This window comes from Xanthomonas sp. NCPPB 2586 (assembly GCF_041475775.2).
Taxonomy (GTDB): Bacteria; Pseudomonadota; Gammaproteobacteria; order Xanthomonadales; family Xanthomonadaceae; genus Xanthomonas; species Xanthomonas campestris.
In genome coordinates this window covers 2,093,187-2,116,119 of the sequence record NZ_CM192981.1, presented here as the reverse complement: position 1 = coordinate 2,116,119, position 22,933 = coordinate 2,093,187, and the positions used below count along the sequence as shown (strand labels likewise).

Below are 22,933 nucleotides of genomic sequence, written 5' to 3'. Positions count from 1 at the left end.
CGTTCGTCCTGGGTCGGGTGTTGATAGAGCATCCGCAAAACCAATTGCTCGCAGTTCAGGCGATAGGAAAATTCTTTACTAAATGGATTTTTATGAAAAAACATAAAATGCTTGGCACTCTAAAAAGAGGAAAGCTCTCTTTCATTGCGGCATATCAAATTTTTCCTGCATTATTAATTCTGATAATCACACCCAGCATAAGCAGCGCTCAATCCACTGGTAAATTCACACTTTGCGACCGGCTAGCCTGTACAGATTATCGCGATTATCCTTCCGCCTATGCAGCAATTGATAAGCATTACCCGCTTTATCAATCTAAAGTCACTTACACCCAGAATACATGGACTGCAGAATTCGCCGTACCAACTGAACGGCCGGAAACCATTACGTATTCCTACGGTGACGAATCTTCTGAAGAAGCAGCTATTGCAGTAGGCGTAGCCCATCTCAAGAACATACTAGGGGATTTCAGTTATAAAATCGAAGGGTCTTATGCTGAAGATCCAAATTTTTTAGGGACTTCTTCGTATGGCGGCCTCTCTTTCGGCTATCGCAATATAATAGCAAGCAATAAAGAAGGCGGCACAGCAACATACGCTATTGAGAAAAGAGCTAGGTATACTTGCAAGGAGAAGTACCTTCAAGCTGCTATCGGATCTCCACCTACACCAGACTCTCTGCATTTCTCCAAGCTTTGCTTCAGTCCTTATAGGCCATCAATTGCAAGCAAAATATTGCAGGTCAGCAGTTGCGCTGCAAATGGCCAACCCTGTTTTCCCGCCACAGGTGATAAAGCACGTTTTGAGAAGGACCTAGATTTCCCAGCGGGTGCCTTCGTCCGCAATTATCACGCCATGCAACAGGGGTTCGCCCCAGGCATGGCGCCCGGATGGACGCACAGCTATGCCCAAAAGCTTATGGTGGCAGGGGCAGGTTCGTTCACCGCGATCGACGAGAAAGGCAATCTTGAAGCCTACGTCACAATCGAGTCGGGCGTCAGCGCTTATTCCGCGTCATTTCCCGGCAGGGTGGTTACGAAAACTGGCTCCGCTTATAAGATGACGGACCAGGGCGATTTGATCAAGACGTTCGATCTTTCAGGAAATCTCATTGCCATCGAGTCGAGGGAGACCCCGCAGAAGAACGTAACGCTCTCGTACGATACATTGGGCCGTCTTTCTTATTTGACAGACGCCACCGGGCGCCAACTGCTCTTCAATTACACCAACGACACGGAAATGGGATTACTGGCGGGAATCGGCTCAAGCGACGGCCAGGCCGTGACCTACGAATACAACGCCAATCGCAATCTTATCAGCGCTGAAACCACAGGATATACGCGGACTTACCACTACGCTGAATCTGGCTTAACGACGGCGCAGATGCCGCATCACCTGACCGGCATTTCCGAAAACAATGTGCGTTACGCGACCTTTGCCTACGATGCAAAGGGGCGGCCCATCAGCAGCACCCTGCACGCCTCAGGCAATGACAAAGCCGATACCACGACGATCGCGTATGACGATTACTATGGCTCTGCGTCAGTTGTTCGCCCGAGCGGTGAACAACGCGCCTATAACTACGTTGGGCCTCAAACTACCGAAATGAGCTATGGCCTGGGCACTTACCAGTATTTTTACTCCTGGTCTAATGGCCTTGGCTGGTTGATCAGTTCGTCGGACCCGCGTGGTGCAAAGACCAACATGGCCTATGCGGATGGCTGGACTTATCCGAATGTCGTGACCGAAGCCGCCTCTACCAGCCAAGAAAGAAGGACCACCCTCCGGCGCGATCGTTCGATGCAGGTAGTGCGTTCGCTGGTCGAGGGAACGCAGCAAACCGAACTCGGAATGCAACTTAAGGCCGTCAAGCGAGACGAAAGCGTGCGTCCGTTGGCCTACTGCAGCTATGACAATAGCAGTTCAGACGACAAGTATCCTTGCAGTAGTGCGGCAAATGCGCCTACTAATGTCCGTCAGACCATACTGACCTACTGCACGGCCGCGGATGCGGCAGCGTCAAGCGCGGGATGCGCGCTCGAAGGGCTGCTCAAATCCACCAATGGTCCGCGCGTGGACGTGTCCGATATCACGACGTTCATCTACTACACAGAGGACGATGCAGGCTGCGCTCAGGCCGGCGCATGCGGGCATAGGAAGGGCGACCTGTGGAAAGTCACCAATGCCCTAGGCCACAAGATCGAATACCTGTCGTACGACGGTGCTGGCCGCGTGCTGGCGGTGAAGGACGCTATCGGTAGCGTTACCGACTTCAGCTACCACCAGCGCGGCTGGCTAGCGACCAGCACCGCGCGCGGCGTCGATACCGCCAGCGACCGTACCACCCGCATCGACTACTGGCCGACCGGTTTAGTCAAGCAGGTGACGCAGCCCGATGGTGCATTCGCCGCCTTCACCTATGACACTGCGCACCGCCTGACCGACATCGCCGACAACGCTGGCAACACGCTGCATTACACGCTGGACAACGCTGGGCACCAGGTCAAGGAAGACACGAAGGATGCCTCGGGCGCTCTGAAGCGCACGCTTTCACGCGTCTACAATCAGCTGGGCCAGTTGGCCACGCAAGCCACGGCAAAAGGCGACCCCACCGATTTCGGACACGATCTCAATGGCAATACAAACACAGTCACCGATGCGCTCGGCCACAAAACCCAGAACGATTACGATCCCCTCAACCGCTTGGCACGCACCCTGCAAGACGTGGGCAGCATCGCCACGGAGACGAAGTTCGACTACGACGCCTTCGACAACCTGATCAAGGTCACCGACCCGAAGGGTCTGGAGACCAGCTACGCCTACAACGGCCTGGGGGACCTGACCAAGCTCACCAGCCCGGATACCGGCGTTACCACGTACACCTACGACAGCGCCGGTAACCGCGCCACCCAGACCGATGCGCGCAATATCAAGACCACCTACAGCTACGACGCGCTGAACCGGCTGACAAAGGTGGCGTATCCAACCAGCAGCCTCAACGTCAGCTACACCTACGACGTGAGCCAGACCACGTGCGCCAGCGGTGAGACCTATGCCATCGGCCGCCTGGCCCGGATGCAGGATGGAAGCGGCAGCACCGACTACTGCTACGACCGCTTCGGTAACCTGGTGCGCAAGGTACAGACCACCAACGGCAAGGTGTTCGTGCTGCGCTACGCCTACACCAAGTCGGGCCAGCTCAGCCGGCTGACCTATCCCGACGGGGCGGTGGTCGATTACGTGCGCAACGCGCAAGGCCAGACCACCGAGGTCGGCGTGACCCCGGCCGGCGGCAGCCGGCAGGTGCTGCTGGGCAACGCCAGCTACTACCCGTTCGGTCCGGCCGCCGGCTGGACCTACGGCAATGGCCGCAGCCTCGCCCGCCGTTACGATCTGGATTACCGCCCGCAAGCCATCCAAGACACCCGCCCGGGCGGGCTGGAAGTCGGCTTCGGCTTCGATCCGGCCGGCAATCTCACCGCATTGACGCCAGCCGGCAATCCCACGCCGGAGATCGGCCTGGGCTACGACGCCCTGGGCCGCCTGACCGGCCTCAAGGACGGCCGCACCGGCACCCTGATCGATGGCTACAGCTTTGATGCCACCGGCAACCGCCTCAGCGCCAAGGTCGGCACGGCCACACAGGCCTACACCTACCCGGCCGACAGCCATCGCCTGGGCGCCGTGGCCGGCGTGGCACGTACATACGATGCCGCCGGCAACACCACCGCCATCGGTGGGACCGCACGCCAATACACCTACGACACCACCGGCCGCATGACCCAGGCCCGCCGCGCCGGCGCGGTGACCATGAACTACCGCTACAACGGCCGTGGCGAACAGGTGCGCCGCTTCCTCGGCACCACCAATACCTACACGCTCTACGATGAAGCCGGCCATTGGCTGGGTGACTACGACAGCAACGGCGCGGCCAAGCAGCAAGCGATCTGGCTGGACGATCTACCGGTCGGCCTGCTGGCCAACACGAACACCTTGTACTACATCGAACCCGACCACCTGGGCAGCCCACGCGTGGTGATCGACCCAACCCGCGATGTGGCGGTGTGGACATGGAGCTTGAAGGGCGAAGCCTTCGGCAACACCGCGCCGAATCAGGATCCTGATGGCGATGGTGCGGCGATGGTGTTGGATATGCGCTTTCCGGGGCAGCGGTTTGATGCGGCAAGTGGATTGAATCAGAACTACTTCCGGGACTATGAGGCGGCTACTGGGCGGTATGGACAGAGTGATCCGATCGGGCTCATTGGCGGCTTGTCGACATACAGTTACGTAGAAGCCACTCCATTCACATCAGTGGATGCAACTGGTCTTCAAGGGGTTAGACGACTACCCCAACCCGGGCAGGGAGGATTTCCCGGAGGATATACAAATCCAAACAATCCCAACAACTACGGTGCTAATGGGCAGCCAGCATATCCGCCCAACCCTTCCGCAGAACAGATATTGGGAGGAATTTTGGCCTCACCGATGGTAAGTTCATCTCAGTCTCCATTAGGCCAGCTGATCAACACTTCCATAGCGTTAGCTGGCACGCTCTGCGAAGATGATGACGGGGACAAATGTGAAAAGCAGGCTCAAGCTGATGAGCAAATGTGCAGAATGGCTACGATTCCTGGTACGGCTCCGAGAGCAAGGTGCTGGGAAAGCGTTCAAGCGCGCTGGGGAGCATGCAGGTCCGGAAATCCGCTTCCACCATTAGTGATATGGTGAAATCATGAAAGAAAATCAAGAACACATCTTAAAAAGAACACTCAAAGCAGGATCCAGAACCATCGTCGTTACAATAAACAAGCCCTCTGAAGAGGGCGAAGACTTCCGGTGCCAATACACAATAGATGATGGCGAATCTAGAAGACTTAGCTATGCCATGGGAATGGACTCGGTCCAGGCGATGCAGTTAGCGATGAAGAAGATTAGTATAGACCTCTTGGCCTTAGGAGAAAAAATAGGAAACCCCATTAACTGGCTGGAAGATGGCCCTGAAGGCAGTGGATTCTGAATGCTAGCAGATGACCTCACCCACCTACGGGATCATCGCAGCGCCACTACAGCCAAACCATTAAAATTTCTAGCACAGAAACCTTACGAAATTCCGGCAATGAAACATCGACGGCTATTGCTCACTAATCTAGCAAATGATCTATTTGGCGCTTGTAGTTGTTGAGAAAATATTTGGTAACCATGTAGTGCTCCGTATCCTCATAGCCAACCTTCTCTAGTCCATTATCGCCGATCTGGTAAATACAAGCATCAGGGTACGCCATGAGAATTGGCGAGTGAGTAGCGATCAAGAACTGTGATCGCGACTGTACCAACTGGTGCAGTCGCGACATCATTGCCAGCTGCCGTTGAGGCGAAAGCGCAGCTTCAGGCTCATCGAGTATGTAAAGACCGTTTCCACCGAAACGGTTCATCATCAACGCAAAGAAAGATTCGCCATGAGATTGCTGATGAAGCGAGACTCTGACCTGCCCCCATCGTCCGTACCAGTGATTACTGATAAAGCCCGGGGTTGAAGGGTACTGCGTTGTTGGCTTGTTGTGTACGGTAGTTGGCGGCGAACTGTGCCGGCGGGATGCGACCACAACTGCTGTGCGGCCTGATCTGGTTGTAGTGGCGTCGCCAGTCTGCGATCACGTCCCGGGCTTGTGCCAACGAGGTGAACCAGTGCTCGTTGAGGCACTCGTCGCGGAACTTGCCGTTGAAGCTTTCGATGTAGGCGTTCTGCGTGGGGGCACCCGGCTCGATCAGGATGTGCTCAATGCCATGTTGCTGCGTCCAGGCAATGAAGGCGCGACTGGTGAACTCGGGGCCATTGTCGGTGCGGACCGCGCGTGGATAGCCACGGAAACACGCCGCCTGATCGAGCAGGCGCACTACGTAAGCCCCGCTGATGCCGTGATCCACGGCAATGTCCACGCTCTCGCGAGTGAAGTCGTCGACCACGGTCAGGCACTTGATGCGGCGTGCGTTGGCCAGCGCATCGAACACGAAGTCCATGCTCCAGGTGTCGTTCGGCATGGAGGACGCCAGCAGTTTCTGCCGCTCACCCACCGGACGCTTGGCCTTGCGCCGTTTGCGCACCTTCAGCTCGGCTTCCTCGTACAGGCGATAAATCTTTTTGTGATTCACGGATGGAAACTCCGGGCGCAACAAATCATGCAGTCGGCGATAGCCGAAGCGGCGGTGGGTCTGGGCCAGCTCGACCAGCCGCGCCGACAGCGCCTGCGTGGCTGGCGTCGGCACGGGTGCGTGGCGGAAAGCATCGCGGGACAGCCCCGCAAGGCGGCAAGCCCGGCGCTCGCTCAACGGGGTGTGTTCGAGCATTCGTCGGATTGCCTCGCGCTTGCGTTGCGGGGCTAGCGTTTTACCCCGAAGCCAACCTTCAGCGCTTCGATGTCCAGGTGCGCCTCGGCCAGCAACTTCTTCAATCGAGTGTTCTGGACCTCCAGTTCTTTCAGCCGCTTGGCCTCGTCGGCCTCCATTCCCCCGTACTTGGCCCGCCACTGATAAAAGCTGGCCGGGCTGAAACCATGCCGACGGCACAACTCTGCCACGGCCATGCCCGCGTCGGCCTGTTTGATAAACCCGATGATCTGCTCGGTGCTGAATCTGCTCTTCTTCATGTCCGTCCTCTTGGGTTCACGGACTTTATAGCTTCAGCTGGTACGGCTCAGTGGGGGCAGGTCAACTCCACCATAGGAATCAATGATTGCCCCCCCCGAAAGGCCCCTCATCCAACCGCTCGATCTCGGTAGCAAGATTGAAGAAACTCTCTGCCCGTAAGAAGAATCCATCCTTGGCGCGCGCAACCCCTTTCACAAGCGTCAAGTACTCATGCAACTCCGAGTGCGAGGCACGGGTCTGGAAATTGAAGTTCTTGGTGCCTCCTTCCGGGTTGAATCCAAAGGCAACCGCAGTGGCTTCCAGCAGCGTGGACTTACCACTCCCGTTCTCACCAACGATAAAGGTTACCTTCGGATGCAGCTCCAAAGTACCCAAGTGACGGACTGCAGGAAGAGAAAAAGGATAGCGATCAAAGGTCTGACCTTTCCTCTTGAGCTTGATTTCCAACAGATAGTGTTTAGCATCGAGTGCGCGCATGGGATCACCCTTTACGCGGCGCGCGTACGCACGCGGCTGAAGTGATGAAGTGCGGAGAACGTATTTGAACGCAACAGATTGCGTTTAGGGCGACACTGAATGCCTGCGGATTATCCATACGACACTACTCGTGATTTCTAATTCTGTCAGTATGGAACGCAAGACCGCTGCTGCCTACCCAATGACGCTCACGCCGCGATGATAACTAGCCCATCTTCACGACTCACATCGCTTTCAGTACTCAATGCCCGAAGGCGGGCCCGGCTGATGAGAAGCCGGTATCCGTTCGATACGAATTGGCAGGGTGACGCGGCTCATCAATACTGTGGGCAGCGGGTAGTCGATGCCGATGGAATCCAGGCCGCGATCGTCCTCCAGGCAACTGCCGCGACTGACTTGACTGCTTGTTGCCCAAGGTGCAGACCAGCAACGGCAAGGCGCTGGTGCTGCGCTACGACTACACCGTCGGCGGCCAGTTGCGCCGCATGACGTATCCAGACGGTGCAGTGGTCGATTACGTGCGTAACGCGCAAGGCCAGGCCACCGAGGTCGGCGTGACCCCGGCCGGCGGCAGCCGGCAGGTGCTGCTGGGCAACGCCAGCTACTACCCGTTCGGCCCGACTGCCGGCTGGACCTACGGCAATGGCCGCACCCTCGCCCGCCGCTACGATCTGGACTACCGCCCGCAGGCCATCCAGGACACCCGCCCGGGCGGGCTGGAAGTCGGCTTCGGCTTCGACCCGGCCGGCAACCTCACCACACTGACCCCCGCCGGCAATCCCGCGCCGGAGATCGGCCTGGGCTACGACCCACTGGGCCGCCTGACCGGCCTCAAGGACGGCCGCACCGGCACCCTGATCGATGGCTACAGCTACGACGCCACCGGCAACCGCCTCAGCGCCAAGGTCGGCACGGCCACGCAGGCCTACACCTACCCGACCGACAGCCACCGCCTCAGCGCAGTGGCCGGCGTCGCTCGCAGTTACGATGCCGCCGGCAACACCACCGCCATCGGCGGCACCGCGCGCCAGTACACCTACGACACCACCGGCCGCATGACCCAGGCCCGCCGCGCCGGCGCGGTGACCATGAACTACCGCTACAACGGTAAAGGCGAGCAGGTACGCCGCTTCCTCGGCACCACCAACACCTACACGCTCTACGATGAAGACGGCCACTGGCTGGGCGACTACGACACCAATGGCGCGCCCAAACAGCAGGCGATCTGGCTGGACGATCTACCGGTCGGCCTGCTGGCCAATACAAACACGCTGCACTACATCGAACCCGACCACCTGGGCAGCCCGCGCGTGGTGATCGACCCAACCCGCGATGTGGCGGTGTGGACGTGGAGTGTGAAGGGCGAAGCTTTCGGCAACACCGCGCCGAATCAGGATCCAGATGGCGATGGTGCGGCGCTGGTGTTGGATATGCGCTTTCCAGGGCAGCGGTACGATGCGGCGAGTGGGTTGAATCAGAACTACTTCCGGGACTATGACACTGGTACTGGGCGGTATGGACAGAGTGATCCGATTGGACTCGAAGGTGGCATCAACACTTATGCTTATGTTGGTGGGCAACCTTTGACTTTGCTGGACCCAACTGGCCGAAATCCAGTTGCTGTTGGAGTATGCTTAATACCTGGAATTGGCTGGGGTGGTTGTGCAATTGTGGGAGCGACAGTGGCAGTTGGTACTTGCTACGTCACGGGTGCATGTCAAAGAGCAGCACAGTCTGCTGGAAATTGGCTAGATGAACAGCTAGGAGCGTTGTCTGAAGGTGGACTCGCCGCTGGCCCAGCACCTTATGATCATTATCAAGAAAAATCGGCTCTTTATTTCGTTCCAGATCCATTTGGCGGTGATGAGGCATGTAGAAAGCTAGCTCATGCAATCAGAGTGTTGCGTGCACAAATTTCGTGGAAGCGAACTGACTTGAATCCGCGCTCCGCGAGTTATAAAGGACACTCCACACGAGTCGCAATATTATCAGCAGCACTTGCAAAACTTGAGTCGTCCTATCGAAATATTTGTGGTGGCGATTGCCCAGGATAAGAAAAATGTGCGAATCAAATATGGAAAAAATTATCTCGAGACTGGATGGACTCCTCTCAGGACTAGCATCTTTCAGCGGCAATATTAGAGACTATTCAGCCTATGCCTTTATCGCCCCATTGAAAGACAAAAACTCTTTTGAAGCAGCTATAAAAAGCCACTTCAACTGGCTTCCTAATCTTGAATTTTGCAACATTCAAGTTCTTCAGCACGGACTTCGTGACCTTGAAGTTCAAATCAAACCTTTTCTTTTTCGAGAATTTCGCTACGGAAATACCGAAGAAACCAATAAACTTCAAAATTATTTTTCATTTTGCATCATGGACGATATTTCGACTGCAATAGGCGGGAATAAAGTGACACAAGTCGCAAAGTTAGCTGCAATCCCTGAACCTCAAAGCTCTGATTCGGTGTTTTTCTGCATATGCATGGAAACTAACGTCATTGTCATCCAATTCAACGACGACATCAATTTTATACAAAGCATAAAAAACTAGAACTATAAAAACTGCAAAAAAATTCATAAAACATAGATTTAAAGCCATTATTAGCACACTATCCTCCTCCTTTACAGCAAAGGGAGAGTTTGGCTCATATTCTCGCTTGATTTTTCTCGCGCCTGTGAGGGATTTATTTAGTTGTTAGCGACCTGCTTTTTCGGTACATCGCAAGAGCTCGCCCTACACTGTGTATGCGCTCGCTACAGCGTTCACGCCGACTCCAGCACCCAACACCCGAACGCCGGGCCGGCTGAGTAGCCGGTTTCTGGTTCGATGCGTATCTGTAAGGTGGCGCGGCCTGCCACCGCTGCTGGCAAGGCGTAATCCACATCGACGAAGTCCAGGCCGCGGTTGCCGTCGAGGCGTTCGTTGGCGATGAGTTCGCCGTCGGCCAGGATGCGGAAGCGGCGGCGGGTTTCATCGCCCCAGTAGCGCAGGCGCAGCACGCGGGCGGTTGCGGTGTTGCGCAGGGTAAAGGTGATGAAGCCACCGGTGCGGGCGTCACGGCCGGCGCGGCGGCGGTAGCTCAGTGCGTAGGAGCCGTCGCTCTGCAGGGCGTGCGCTTTTTCGGAGGCGTCGTCGCCCAGGGCGACCCAGTCCAGGGCGCTGGCATCGAGCGCATGCTGGCGTGCGGCTGCGGCGTCCTGTTCGGCCTGGCGTTGCTGCCAGTCGTTGGCACTGCGGTGTTCCAGGTAGACCGCGCTGCGGCGGTCGAACTGCGCGTAGAACGGTGAAAAGCGCCAGTGTTGGCCGCCGTCGCTGTAGACGTAGCTGCCCTGCTCTGCCGCTGGTTGCAGCTGCTGCAGGACCTCGTCACCGCCGATCAGCGCCGGCGTCTTGCCCGACCACGGCGTGGCGGCATCGCCCAGATCTGCCGCCAGCACCAGTGGTCCGCGCAGCACCGAGACCCAGGCGGGGTCATCGGGCGTGGCTTCCAGGCGCAGCGGCATCTCGAACGACAGCTTGAGCATGTCCCCTGCGCGCCAGACGCGTGTGATGCGCAGATAGCCATCGCTGATGGCCGTGTCGACTGGCTGACCATTGAGCTGCAACACCGGCGACTGCGCCCAGCCGGGCACGCGCAGTGCGAGCGTGCGTTGCTCGGCCGGCGCGGCGTCGATGCGTAGCGAGGCGCTGCCCTGCTCCGGCATCGTGCTGTGCAGGGTCATGTCCAGCCCGGCGGCATCGCGCACGCTGGAGGGCACGTAGAGGTTGACATAGACGCCCTGCCCGTCCTCCCAGTAAATCGAGTCACCGAACTGGGCGTGCGCCTCCATGCCGCTGCCAACGCAACACCAGAAATCATCGAACGGCGATGACCAGCCGCGCGCCTCGCCGGCCAGCATCGGTGTCATGTAGGTGAACATACCGGTGCGTGGATGCTGCTGCGCCATCACGTGGTTGAGCAGCGTGCGCTCGTAGTAATCGAAGTACGCGGCTTGCGGGCCCCATTGATACAGGTGCCGGGTGAGCTTGAGCATGTTGTAGCTGGAACAATGTTCGCAGGTCTGCTCGGTGAGAAATTTCGAGATGCTGTCCGGCTGCTGGAAATATTCGCGGTCGCCATTGCCACCGATTACATAGCTGTGATGGTCGGTGACGGTGTTCCAGAAGAACCGCGCCGCCGCGCCGGAAGCCGCGTCACCAGTCACCTCGTATTCGCGGGCCAGGCCGATGAGTTTGGGGATGTTGGTGTTGGAGTGCTGATGCACCAGCTCGTCGCGTTGGGCGACCAACGGGTCGAGCACGGTGTGGTGATGCAGACGCTGCGCCAGTGCCAACCACTGCGCATCGCCGGTGCGCACATGCAACTCGACGAAGGACTCGTTGAGCCCGCCGAACTCGCACGAGAGCACCTTCTGCAGCTGCGTGTCGTCCAGTGCGGCAAAGATACCCTGCAGGTAGCCGGCCAGTGCGACCGCCACCTGCAGTGCCTGCGCGTTGTCGCAATGCACATGCACGTCGAGCAGGCCGGCGAACAGCTTGTGCCAGGTGTACAGCGGTGCCCAGCTGCCGTTGAGATAGAACGGTAGCGGCTCGATCTTGCCGCGTTTGAGTTCGTCGAACACCGCGCGGCCACTCTCGATCTGGCCGGCCGCATTCTTGCGGGTGAAGCCGGCCACGTAGCCATCGCCGGCATGCGCCTGGCAGCGTGCGAGTTCGGCCACCAGATAGCTGGCGCGCGTGCGGCACTGCGCATCGTCGGTTTGCGCATGCATCAGCGCCAACGCACTGAGGTAGTGCCCCAGCGTGTGGCCGGCGATGGTGTCCGCTTCCCATCCGCCGTAGGCGGGGGCCTTGGGATCGAGACCGGCGTACAGCACGAAGTTGTGCAGCAAGCGGTCCGGCTGCAAGCGCATCAGATAACGGCGATTGGTGTGCAGCGCATCCAGAAACAGCGACGGCGTCAGCCGCACCTGCGCCAGCGGCACCGCGCGGATGCTGCCGGGCTGCGCAGCGGCGGCCTGGGCTGGAAAACGCAGGAATCCGGCCGCCACCGCCAGGCTGCTCCAGGCCAGAAACCGACGCCGCGACAGGCTCAGTGCAGCATCGTTCACGTCATCAATGGGGTGTGCATGCGTCATCGGACCAGCTTAGCTCCTGTGGGCAACGGCGCAGTGCGCACGCGGTTGCAGTCTGCGGTGGTCGGCCTTGCGCTCGGCGGTGTTGCGGCGTTGTTGCGACGATGGAACGCAAGCGCCGGCTGCACGCACGCCCACCACTGCGCCAGTCAGAACTTCACCGTGGCACGCGCCCAATAGAACCGGCCCAACACATCGTAAGTAGCCACGTCAGTATTGGCATTGCCAACATTGTTGGAGTAGTACAGCGGCGGCTGCTTGTCGGCGATGTTGTCCACGCCCACTTCAAAGTGCGTGTGCCACGGTTGCACCTCGTAGCCCAGCTGCAGATTGTTGTAGACATAGGCACCGATCTTGCGCACCACGGTGGGCCGGCTGGAATCGGCCGACAGGCTCTGGTCCGGATCGGAATTGCCGATGGCGGTATTGCCGACGTAACGGATGCGCCAGGTTGCGCTCCAGTCGCCCAACGCCCAGCTCACCGTGCCCAGGCCACGCCAGCGCGGGAAGTTGCCATAGGCCTGCGTGTAGCGGCCCACATTGTGGATGGTGACCGAGCTGGGGTCGGTGGTGTCGGGCAGCACGTCGTAGCGCGTGAGATAGGTGCCATTGAGGCCGACATTGACGTTACCCCATGCGGTTTCCGGCAGGCGATAGGTCAGGTTGAAGTCGATGCCCTTGGCCCACAGCTTGCCCAGATTTACGGTGGGCTCGGCGATGTAGTTGATGGTGCCATTGCCGTTGCGATGGATCAGCGGGCAGAACGCGCTGGCAGAATTTGCATAACACTGATTGAGCACGGTCTGCGCGGAGACGGTGGTGATGGTGTCTTCCAGATCGATGCGCCACCAGTCCGCGCTCAGCGAGAGGCCATCGATCCATTGCGGGTCGTAGACCAAGCCCACGTCATAGGATTTGCCGGTTTCCGGCTTGAGCTGGTAACCAGCCACCGCTGCGCCGGACACCTTGCCCGACACCTGGCCATCGGATTGCTGATAGCTGCCATCGGTGGGCACGTTGGCACAGGCCACGCTGCTGCCGCCGGTGTAGCCATTGCATGGGTCATTGACGGTGGCCGCATCGCCGGCCACTCCGGCGTACAGCTCGTTGATATTGGGCGCGCGGAACACCTGCGAGACCGTGCCACGCAGCAGCAGGTTTTCGATCGGGCGGTACTCCAGCGACACCTTGCTATTGGTCTTGCTGCCCACCGAGCTGTAGTCGGAAAACCGCGTGCCCAGGGTGATGTTCAAGGCATTGATACCCGGCAGGTCCTTGAGCAGCGGGAACAGCGCTTCTGCATAGGCCTCCTTGACATCAAAGCTGCCGCTCAACGTGGAGGCGCAGTATTCGATCACGCCGCACAAGCCGTCCTCATCGCCCGTCCACAACGGGTCGGAGGTGGTGGTGGAGCGCTCCTTGCGATACGACAGACCGGCCGCCAGGCTGGCTGCGCCGGCCGGCATCTCGAACAGCGTGCCGTTGGCATTGGCCTCGAACTGCTTGACGGTGTAGACGCTGGTGACAATCGGGTTGACCACCATGCCCTGCAGGGTTGCGAGATTGGAGCTGTCGTTGAGGTTGAAGAAATTCAGCGGCGTGCAGCCGGCGATCGCTGCGCCCGCGCTGCCGCACTTGACCACGCCATCGCTGTCCAGAAACGACGGACCGATGGCCTGATTGAAGGTGGCGTAGTCCAGGAAGCCGTTGTTGATCGACTTCTGCTTGACCTTGCCGTAGTTGAACGTGGCATCCCATTGCCAGGAGCTGTCCCCGAAGCGCCCGCGCAGGCCGGGGCTGATCTGGAAGTTGTAGGTGTTGTACTGGTAGCTGCGATTGCCCAGCACGGTGGCGCGGGTATTGAGGTCGTTGTACGAGGTGCCGGAGCTGCGATCGGTGCCGAAATTCACCCCGAATGGGTTGTAGTAACTCTGCGACGACACCAGGATGTTGTCGCCGTTGGAAAAGATCGGGATCGGCGCGATGATCGAGGCGGATTCGGTTTTACTGAACCACGTGTTGACGTAGCCCTCCACACTGTCGCTGAAGCGATACGTGCCCAGCACAAAGGCATTGGTGCGCTTTTGCGGTGTCTGCAACAGATTGAACGGTTGGTAGTTGTAGGAATCGGCAGCGGCGTCGTAACAATGAAAATCGCCGGGCCCGGCACGGCCGCTGACACCGCCATTGAGCGTGACACGCGTACAGCCATTCGCTTGCCGCAGCTGGTTTGACGCCTCGGAGCCATCGTTGAAATTGACGGTGCCGGTGGGCGTTGCGGAGGAGCCCTGCTTCACCGGCACGCTATCGGTGAGCGCCAGCGCATCCTTGGAATAGTCACGCGCGGCGGCAGAAACCGGGTCGATGTTGTGATACGACAGCCCGGCAATCAGGCTGCCGCGCTCGAAAGTCTTGCCGGCGGTGAGCGCGAAATTGCGGCGATTACCATCGCGCTCCTTGCTGGTGCCGAAGTCGCTACTGAACTGCACGCCGTCAAAGCGCGTACGCAGGATGAAGTTGACCACACCGCCAATGGCATCGGACCCGTACACCGCCGACGCACCATCGCTGAGTACCTCGATGCGTTCGATCATGCTGGCCGGAATGGCATTGACGTCGTTGTAGGCCAGCCGAATGCCGTTGACCAGGACCAGCGTGCGCTTGTCGCCCAGACCACGCAGCGACACGGCGGCGGCACCGGTGCCGCCGCCGTTGTTGGTGTACGGGTTGGTGGCATTGCCGGCGATCGATGGCAGCTCCTGCAACAGGTCGCCCACCGTGGCCTTGCCGGTGGCGGCAATCTGCTCCTGGCTGACGGTCACCACCGGGTTGGCGGTTTCGGTATCCACGCGGCGCAGGCGCGAGCCGGTGACCACCACGCTGTCGAGTGTCTGTGTTGCAGCGCCAGTGCCGGCCGCTTGCTGCGCGCAGACAGGTGCAGCGGTGGCAGCCAATGCAAGCAGCACGGCGCTGCCCAGCGTCGTCTGCACATGCGTGACCGCACTGAGCGGAGATCTGGCGGAACGCGACGGCAACATCGGCATGCAGGGCTCCTGGTTCGGACAGTAGAGAAATGGCGGGCAACACGTGCCCGTGCCGGCGTGCACCAGCGCGAGTCACCTCACAAAGACATGGCATCCGCGATGTTTCGCGTAGATGCCCGTAACACGGCGCGCACCGTTCCGGTGCCTTGCATGCACGGCTGCACACGCAAGGCACGTCGTCGCTGCAAACGTTTGTTCGTGCACCGGGTCCGCCCATGCGGCCCGGTTTCATCAGCTGGTCACAATGTGCCTGTACGCATGCGCGACGTCTTGTCGCATTTGGCGACAGTGCATGCGGAAATTCGCATGGTTCGTCTGTGGACGATCGCGTGTTGATGGATGACTACAAGCTGCGGCGCCGCAGTCGCAACTGCAACTCTGGAGCACAAGCCGCAGTATTCACGCAGAGGCGCAGGTTGCGCCATGCATGCCTCACCGCAGTGCTGTGCGACGGCGCCTGATGCATCAGCGCCGCAGCATCCAACCCTCCATGCGCGTGTTGCGCACCCTGCAGCGTCGTACAGCGCGCCAAGGTGCCTGCGTAGCGGGCGCTGCCGCAGCGCGATTCCACTCCGGCGTCGGAGTGCGGTGCAACCAGCGCTGGAAGAAATCCAGCAGGCGGCGCTTGCCGTAGTCGCCGCCTGCGCCGTGATCGCCGCCGGGCACCACCAGTAGGTCGAAATCCTTGCCCGCCTTGATCAGGCGATCGGCAACCTGGAAGGTGCTGGCAGGATCGACATTCTTGTCCATGTCGCCGGTGACCAGCAGCAAATGGCCCTGCAGGCGCGCGGCGTTTTCCACGTTCGAGGATTCGGCGTACCACGGCCCCACCGGCCAGCCCATCCATTGCTCGTTCCACCAGATCTTGTCCATGCGATTGTCGTGGCAGCCGGAGTTGGCCACGCCGGCCACGTAGAACTCGGGATGGAACAGCAACGCGCCCAGCGCGTTTTGCCCGCCAGCCGAGGTGCCGTACACGCCTACCCCGCCGCGAATGTCGTACCACGGGTAACGTGTAGCTGCCGCCTTGTGCCAGGCGATGCGATCGGGCAGGCCGGCATCCTTGAGATTGCGCCAGGCCACGTCGTGGAACGCGCGCGAGCGGTTGTTGGTGCCCATGCCGTCGATCTGCGCTACCGCAAAGCCGAGCCCGGTCAGCGGCGGCGTGCGCGTGGTGAAGCGCTTCGGCACGAACGAGCCCTGCGGCCCGGCGTAGATGTATTCGACGACGCGATACGGCTGCTGGGCATCGAGCTGCTGCGGGCGGAAAATGACGCCCCAGATCTCGGTCTTGCCATCGCGCCCGGGGGTATGGAACGGCAACGGCGGCTGCCAACCGGCCGCCAGCAGGTGGCTTAGATCTGTGCGCTCCACCGTGTGTACCAGGCTGCCATCCGCACTGCGCCGCAGCTCCAGTACCGGCCCCAGGTCCACGCGCGAAGACAGGTCCAGAAACCAGCGCCCGTCCGGCGAATAACGCACGTCATGATCTGCGGCCAGCGGGGTCAGTGCGGTCAGGCCGGTGCCGTCCAGGCCGATGCGATAGGCGTGGCGGTAATACGGGTCTTCACCGGGCTGCATGCCGGAGGCGCTGAAGTACACCTGCCCGGCCGCCTCGTCGACATGATCAAGCCTGCGCACCACCCACTCGCCACGGGTGACCTGGCGAACCACGCTGCCAGTGCGGCCATCGTAGAGATACAGGTGTTCCCAGCCATCGCGCTCGGAGGCCCACAGCAGTTGCGCGCCATCGGCAAGATCGTGGCGCGCGTACTTGCCGCCGTCTTCGTTGTCGCCACTGAGTGGCGAGTACTCGATAAAGGTAGGCGAGGTTTCCTCGATCACGGTGCGCGCAACGGCGGTGCCCGCATCCACTTCGATCACGCGGTACAGCTGATGCCCACGGGCGTTGTATTCGAAGGTCACGCCGCGGCTGTCCTTCCACCATTGCAGCTTGCTGAGGGTGAAGGCATTGGGCAGCAGGGTCATGTCCACCGGGCGCGCGGTGCGCGTGGCCACGTCGAACAGCACTGGCTGCATCACCGGCAACGGGTCGCCGGGCTTAGGATAGACCTGCTGGTGCAGTTTGGGTTGCACGCGGTCGGCCGGCGCCGATTCGATGTAGTACACGATGTGCGGCGGCGGCGCCTTGACCCGGTAGGCCGCCACATGCTGCGAGTCGGGCGACCACACCACGGTGTCGATGGCGTAGAAGTCGCTCGCACTGCCATCGTGACTGATCGCCGTTGGCGTGCCGCCGCTCACCGGGGCGATCAGCAGATTGCCCTGCTCCACCCACACCCGCCAGCGCCCGTCCGGCGAGTGCTTGGCATAGCGCTCGCCCTGCTTGAGCGGGAAACTCATGTCCATCGACTCGGGCCGCGCATCACGCTCGGGCAGGTGCGCACAGCGGTAGCGCACCAACTCGCACTGCCAGCCAAGATCTGCCAGCTGAAAGCGCAGCGTCTGCTGTTCCAGCGCTGGATCCTGCAGATGCAGCGCTGCCGCATCCACGTTATGTGCGCCGGCATGGGTCAGCGCGGCGGCGAGACGTGCGTGGTCGAAGGCCGGCGTATTACGCCCGCTGGCCGCGTCCACCAGCCGGTACTCGATCGCCGGCGCCTGGCCCTGGCGCATGCTCCCGCGCCGGTACAAAAAGCGCTGCGCATCCACCCATACCGGCGCGCTGGGCTGGCGGTCAACCAGGGCGTCGTAGCGGTCGGTCAACCCGATCGCCGCGGTGTACTGCGCAGGTGTGGGCTCGGCAGGCTGCGCCGCTGCGCGCGCCAGCGTTGGCAGCAGGGCAATGCTTAGGCAGCACGTGATGACAATACGAAAGTGCGACAGGCGCGCGGGACGTTGCAACTGCAGGAGCATGGGTCGATCCAGGTGAGAAAGCCGGTGATGGGTGGAGAGCGGCATCGACACTTGCCAAGCGCCAACCCGCCGCAGCGCGATAGCAGTTGGTGGCTGGGCGCACAGGTCGGCTATTTCTTCGATACGTCAAAAGACGAGCATCCAGAACGCGCCGCTACCGGTGCAACATAGGCGGTTCGCGAGCGGCTACACGCCTACGCGCCCCCAACATGCAGGCCTGCACCAGCGCACGCTCAGCCGTACCACCCCTGCACGCTCACCGCGCCACCGGTACCAGGCAGTGCCACACGGTCGCCTTGTGGCCCGTGCAGGCGTGCCGGCTTTCCGTCCACCTCTGCCCGTTGCAGGCGCGTGCCGTGCGGTGGGCGCATGCTGAGCCAGGTCTGCTGCGGGCTGCGCGCGGGCAGCACCACCTGCGCATCGATGCGGCGCTGCTCCGGCAGTGCCTGCAGCGTCAGCGTGACCGTGCCCCAGCGCGTGGGCGCAGCGGTGATGCCGACCGTCTTGCCGGTGCCGAGCCAAGCGCGCGGCACTGCACGTGCCAGGAATAGCTGCTCGCCGGCGCTGTCATCGCTGACCAGCATCCAGCGCAGCAGCAGCGGGATGGTCATCTGCGCGGGAATGCAGAACAGCGGCATGCCACCGGTGATGCCGCTGACCTCGCCGGCCGTCCAGCTACCGCGCGTGTGCACCTGATAGCGATGCGCGTACAGGAACAGCAGGTACTCTTCGATGCGATCCAACCGCAGCAGTTGTTGCGCATAGCCGTAGGAAATAAAGCCGAGCAGATCGCGGCTGCCGGGTTCGGGCGGCGCGATGTTGGCCACCACGCCCAGGCTGGTGCCGCCGTGACCACGCAGGCAATCGATCACCAGGTTGGCCAACGCATCCGGCAGCACATCGGCCTGCAATAGTTCGGCATAGGCACGGTGCGGCCATTGCTGTTCGCTGGGTTTTTCCTGCATCAGCGATTGCCGGAACGTCAGCGTGGTGCCTGGCAGTGGACCAACATACGGTGGTGAGAGATCGCGCCGCACATTGGCGCGCAGGCTGGCTTCAAGACGCGCGCGCAGTTGCCGGGCGCGGCGCTGCCAGTCCTGCGCGATAGATGGCTCGCCGCCAAGCGTGCGCCAGACCTGTGCGATGTCTTCCCAGCCGCGAATGGTCAGCGCGCTATTGGCGTAATACGGCTTCCACCACAGCGACGGATCGGGGAACAGGCAGGCATCGGATTCGTTCCAGCCATGCAGCAGGCCGTGGCCATGGGCGTTACGCGGCAACGCCAGCGCCTGGTCGTGCAAGGTGCATAACACCTGCGCGGTGGCGGTGATCCTGGGCAGATGCCGGCGCAGGCGCGTGACATCACCGGTGTACTGCAGATAGCGCGCCAACAGCGACAAGCTCAGCCCGAATTGCCCGACCTCCGGCCCACGCATGTTCGGCAGGCCGTCGTCCTGCACGAACCCCTCGAAATAGTTGTCCAGCACCGCGGCGGCCTGGTCGAAGCGCCCCCACTCCAGGTTGGCGTAGAAGGAACTGGTAAAGGTGTCCTGAAAGCCATCGTACTCGTTGCCGTAGTAGTCGCGCTCCACTGCGCCGTACTTGGGGTAGTCGCCACCGGGGCGCACCACCAGTTCGCGCGCAAACGCAAACTGCGCCATGTCGTTCCAGCTGGCATCGGGCAGCTGCGCCTGCACCGTGCCGTTGAGTGCGTGCTGCCAGTACGCGGCAAAATCGAGCAGCGCCGCATAGAACTGCTCGGCACTGGCCTCGCCACGCACCGGGCCGAACGCAGGGTAGCTGTGGGTGTAGTGCACCGCCACGATCTGCCCACCCTTCACCTGCATGGTCCGGTGCCAGGTCTGCACCACGAAGCGATCGGTGGCGCGCACATCGGCAAACACCAGCACGTCGTACCACGTATCGGCCTGGCCATCGTGGCGCATGACCTTGCGCACTGCGGGCATCCAGCCACCGAGTATGCCCTCCTCGCGCCGCTTGATCAGCGCCTCGTCGCCCAACTCAGCGAAGGCGTGTTCCGGGCGCGAGGTGCGGCTGCGGCCGTTGGGCAGGATGGGCATGGTGTCGAGCGCTTCACGCGTGCCGACAAAGGTGGTCCAAGGCCAGCGCCCGCCATTGTCCTTGGGATCGAGCAGCGAGGCCGGCGGTGGCGCCACGTCGCGCACCTGCGCCTCGTCCGGGTCGCCATCGCGCAACAAGCGGTCGGCGAGCAGATCCGCTTCGGCCATCGCCAACTCGGCCAGTGGCAGGCCGAAATACGGTTTGCTTGCGGCGGGATAGGCAGGCTCGGTGCGCTTGTCCAGGCGCAGCATGCCGCTGTCGGTCCGGAGCGTCAGCTGGCCTTGCGGGTCGTCGAGATGCTCGTAGACGGTCCAGTCCTGCTCGAGGTGGCGAAACCGGCACAGCGTGCTGCCAACATGCGCCGCCGAAGGCAGCGCTTCCAGGCGCGGACGCAGCGGCACAGGCGTGGCGTCGCCGGCCACCGCAGCCGGTACCGCACTGGCACCCGCCACGCCCACCACGGCGGTGGCGGCAATCCCCTGCCGCAGAAACGTTCGACGGTCCATCGTTGCGCCCCATTCGAGTCTCGACTTCGCATCGTGCGCGCGCACTGGCGCCACGTCTTGTGGCCGCTGCCTGGCAGGGGTGCGGAAGTCTGCATAGGCGCGCTGGAGGCTGCAGGCACGTGGAGCTCAGGCATGTGGGGGCATCGCGCGTAGCGAACCAGCGGGGTTATCAGCGTAGGCAGTCTTTGACGGGTGCTCGCGTCACCGCGGACGGGATCATTAGCGGCCTGGATGCCACCAACAAGACGACGTGGGTGGATGCACGGTGCGCGCGGTGCCAGACACGTCACGCGCTTGCACGTTGCAGATGCCAGCGCCTGCCGACCCTTTGCGTGGCATGCGGACATGCGCCCCGGACTCACCGCAATAACAACCGTGCAGGAACCCACATCGCTAAATCGCAAGCGACACAGCGCAACGCACATCAGGCAGCTGCATCAGCAACGACGCAGCACAGGCACTCAACGGCAACGGGCCGCCTGCGAACCCCGCGCACCCACAGCCATCAGGCGCAGTGACTTATCGCCTATTGTTTCCAAGCGTGCGCGGCGACGACACTCGTCGCGCACCAGCGGCTCCACAGCGCACTGCGATCACCCCCAGACCGAACGACAACGCAACCACACGCGGCGCCGCGTCCATCTGCAGGCCGGCACGTTCACCGGTTCCGCATCCGCGCACCACCCCAAGGAATGAAGATGCATCTGCATATGGTTAGATGGGCACTGTCGTTCGCGCTTATTTTGCCTGGCCTCGCACAGGCGCAGGCCACACACGTTGACCTGTCCACGCTGGATGCGGAGATGGCCGGCCCGCGCACGCCGGTTCTGGTGTTGGGGAGCGTGCATCTGTCGCAGCTGCCGAAGGGGAGCGATGTCAGCACCGCGCGCCTGCAACCGCTGCTGGAGCGCCTTGCCGCGTTCAAGCCGGACATCATCACCATTGAAGGGCTGTCTGGCGAAACCTGCGACCTGATGCGGCGGCATCCAGCGGTGTATCTGGCCGAGGACGTGGCCGCGTATTGCCCGGACACGGCCGCCGCGCAGGCCGCCACCGGGCTGGACGTGCCCTCGGCAATCGCTCAGACGCGCACGCTGTTGAAGACCATGGCGCGCACATCCACACCCGCGCAGCGCCGCCACCTGGCCGCGGTGTTCCTGGCTGCAGGCGACCCTGCATCGGCCAGCGTGCAATGGATGCAACTGCCGGCCCGCCGAACAACGTGCAGGCGATAGCCTGGACCCGGCGCTGGTGACCTGGTTGCGCGCGTATCAGGACCGCCCCAACGAGAGCCAGCAGATTGCCGCACGCCTGGCGACGCAGCTCGGCCTGCAGCGGGTGTATCCGGTGGACGACCACACCGGCGACAACATCGATCTGGGCGACCCGGCCGCGTACGGCAAGGTGATCCAGGCCCAGTGGGAACAGGCCGCACCCCGCGCCAAGCCGATGCGCGACAAGGAAGATGCGCTGGCATCGCAGGGCCGCCTGCTGGAGCTGTATCGCGCGATCAATGCGCCCGGCAACGCGCAGCTCGCGGTGGATGTCGATTTCCGCGCGGCGCTCCGCGACAGCTCACCGGAGCACTACGGGCAGCGGTATGTGGCCGGTTGGGAAGCGCGCAACCTGCGCATGGTCTCCAACATCCGCACCAGCTTCGGCGACCGTCCAGGCGCACGGGTACTAGTGATCGTTGGCGCAATGCATAAACCGTGGTTCGACAGCCTGCTGGGGCAACTGCAAGGCATCGATATCGTCGATGCGCAACAGGTGCTTGGCGCACCTTCCCCGTGAGCCGCTGCGGCGTGTCGCACGTGCATTGCGCTCACGCCCGCGAACCGCGCCTGCTTCAGGCCAGCACGTCCAACAGGCTGCCCAGCGCTTCGTCGGAGCGCCGCAGCACATTGGCGTTGGCTTGAAAATCGTTGCGCGCCGACAGGCCGGCCACCAGATCGGTGGCCAATGCGGACGGATCCGCCGCCGCATCCACCACGCTGGCAGTCACGCCGCCGCCGGCCTGCGTGCTCGCCGCCACGGCCTGGCGGGGGCTGCCCTCCACCGGCTGACGCGCCACATTGCTGGCGGCCACCTGCTGGCGCAGGGCGGCCACCTGCATTCCGGAACTGGCGATGGTGCTGATGCTCATGGTGGCTCCGGACTGAGA

10 protein-coding genes and 3 pseudogenes are annotated in these 22,933 nt (G+C 61.5%); 5 read left to right on the top strand and 8 right to left on the bottom strand.

Going from position 1 to position 22,933, the window contains the following annotated elements; all coding sequences use genetic code 11:
• Window positions 1-878: 878 nt before the first annotated feature.
• Both ACCQ09_RS09030 and ACCQ09_RS09025 read left to right on the top strand, forming a co-directional pair.
• A complete protein-coding gene (locus ACCQ09_RS09030; protein ID WP_228428424.1) occupies window positions 879-4,730 on the top strand; it encodes an RHS repeat-associated core domain-containing protein in 3,852 nt (1,283 codons plus the stop codon).
• Window positions 4,731-4,734: 4 nt separating this feature from the next.
• Window positions 4,735-5,019: a DUF6968 family protein gene (locus ACCQ09_RS09025; protein ID WP_101378132.1), complete on the top strand. Its 285-nt coding sequence runs from the start codon at window positions 4,735-4,737 to the stop codon at window positions 5,017-5,019.
• A gap of 124 nt (window positions 5,020-5,143) precedes the next feature.
• Here ACCQ09_RS09025 and ACCQ09_RS09020 read toward each other — a convergent pair whose 3' ends face one another.
• The 3 genes from ACCQ09_RS09020 to ACCQ09_RS09010 form a co-directional block, all read right to left on the bottom strand.
• The gene (locus tag ACCQ09_RS09020; RefSeq protein ID WP_207206383.1) at window positions 5,144-5,434 is read right to left on the bottom strand and encodes an AAA family ATPase; all 291 of its coding nucleotides are present in this window, start codon (window positions 5,432-5,434) and stop codon (window positions 5,144-5,146) included.
• Between the two features lie 79 nt (window positions 5,435-5,513).
• Window positions 5,514-6,646, bottom strand: a protein-coding gene (locus ACCQ09_RS09015) for an IS3-like element IS476 family transposase (protein ID WP_087942069.1) whose coding sequence is annotated in 2 segments (ribosomal slippage) — window positions 5,514-6,391 and window positions 6,391-6,646 — 1,134 coding nt in all. Because the reading frame shifts where the segments join, the coding sequence is not laid out codon by codon here.
• Between the two features lie 79 nt (window positions 6,647-6,725).
• Window positions 6,726-7,124 carry an AAA family ATPase gene (locus ACCQ09_RS09010; RefSeq protein WP_228428274.1) on the bottom strand — a complete coding sequence of 133 codons (399 nt, stop codon included), beginning with the start codon at window positions 7,122-7,124 and terminating at the stop codon, window positions 6,726-6,728.
• Between the two features lie 404 nt (window positions 7,125-7,528).
• Between ACCQ09_RS09010 and ACCQ09_RS09005 the strand changes: the two are divergent.
• A pseudogene (locus tag ACCQ09_RS09005) lies at window positions 7,529-9,178 on the top strand (RHS repeat-associated core domain-containing protein); the annotation flags it as partial.
• Window positions 9,179-9,183: 5 nt separating this feature from the next.
• On the top strand, window positions 9,184-9,675 hold the full coding sequence (locus tag ACCQ09_RS09000) for a hypothetical protein (protein WP_162871130.1): 492 nt from the start codon (window positions 9,184-9,186) through the stop codon (window positions 9,673-9,675).
• 212 nt (window positions 9,676-9,887) lie between these two features.
• On the opposite strand, the gene ACCQ09_RS08995 is transcribed toward ACCQ09_RS09000, so the two are convergent.
• The 4 genes and pseudogenes from ACCQ09_RS08995 to ACCQ09_RS08980 form a co-directional block, all read right to left on the bottom strand.
• Window positions 9,888-12,263: a glycoside hydrolase family 127 protein gene (locus ACCQ09_RS08995; protein ID WP_040941139.1), complete on the bottom strand. Its 2,376-nt coding sequence runs from the start codon at window positions 12,261-12,263 to the stop codon at window positions 9,888-9,890.
• Between the two features lie 146 nt (window positions 12,264-12,409).
• Window positions 12,410-15,304, bottom strand: coding sequence for a TonB-dependent receptor domain-containing protein (locus ACCQ09_RS08990; RefSeq protein ID WP_040941138.1), 2,895 nt, complete (start codon window positions 15,302-15,304; stop codon window positions 12,410-12,412).
• Between the two features lie 534 nt (window positions 15,305-15,838).
• Window positions 15,839-18,181, bottom strand: a pseudogene (locus ACCQ09_RS08985) (S9 family peptidase); the annotation flags it as partial.
• A 233-nt stretch (window positions 18,182-18,414) separates the two neighbouring features.
• Window positions 18,415-20,769 (bottom strand): hypothetical protein, encoded by a 2,355-nt coding sequence (locus tag ACCQ09_RS08980; RefSeq protein ID WP_040941137.1) that lies wholly within the window; start codon window positions 20,767-20,769, stop codon window positions 18,415-18,417.
• A 698-nt stretch (window positions 20,770-21,467) separates the two neighbouring features.
• On the opposite strand from ACCQ09_RS08980, the pseudogene ACCQ09_RS08975 reads away from it, so the two are divergent.
• Window positions 21,468-22,563 (top strand): annotated as a pseudogene (locus ACCQ09_RS08975) (DUF5694 domain-containing protein).
• Between the two features lie 55 nt (window positions 22,564-22,618).
• On the opposite strand, the gene ACCQ09_RS08970 reads toward ACCQ09_RS08975, so the two are convergent.
• Window positions 22,619-22,915, bottom strand: a complete 297-nt coding sequence (locus tag ACCQ09_RS08970; RefSeq protein WP_011269640.1) for a hypothetical protein — start codon at window positions 22,913-22,915, stop codon at window positions 22,619-22,621.
• Window positions 22,916-22,933 lie beyond the last annotated feature (18 nt).

What these genes read in the sequence shown, in the direction of transcription:
- ACCQ09_RS09030 (WP_228428424.1), top strand. Translation starts at nt 879, where the DNA reads ATGGCGCCCGGATGGACGCACAGCTATGCCCAAAAGCTTATGGTGGCA.
- ACCQ09_RS09025 (WP_101378132.1), top strand. Translation starts at nt 4,735, where the DNA reads ATGAAAGAAAATCAAGAACACATCTTAAAAAGAACACTCAAAGCAGGA.
- ACCQ09_RS09020 (WP_207206383.1), bottom strand. Translation starts at nt 5,434, where the DNA reads ATGAACCGTTTCGGTGGAAACGGTCTTTACATACTCGATGAGCCTGAA.
- ACCQ09_RS09010 (WP_228428274.1), bottom strand. Translation starts at nt 7,124, where the DNA reads ATGCGCGCACTCGATGCTAAACACTATCTGTTGGAAATCAAGCTCAAG.
- ACCQ09_RS09000 (WP_162871130.1), top strand. Translation starts at nt 9,184, where the DNA reads ATGTGCGAATCAAATATGGAAAAAATTATCTCGAGACTGGATGGACTC.
- ACCQ09_RS08995 (WP_040941139.1), bottom strand. Translation starts at nt 12,263, where the DNA reads ATGACGCATGCACACCCCATTGATGACGTGAACGATGCTGCACTGAGC.
- ACCQ09_RS08990 (WP_040941138.1), bottom strand. Translation starts at nt 15,304, where the DNA reads ATGCCGATGTTGCCGTCGCGTTCCGCCAGATCTCCGCTCAGTGCGGTC.
- ACCQ09_RS08980 (WP_040941137.1), bottom strand. Translation starts at nt 20,769, where the DNA reads ATGGACCGTCGAACGTTTCTGCGGCAGGGGATTGCCGCCACCGCCGTG.
- ACCQ09_RS08970 (WP_011269640.1), bottom strand. Translation starts at nt 22,915, where the DNA reads ATGAGCATCAGCACCATCGCCAGTTCCGGAATGCAGGTGGCCGCCCTG.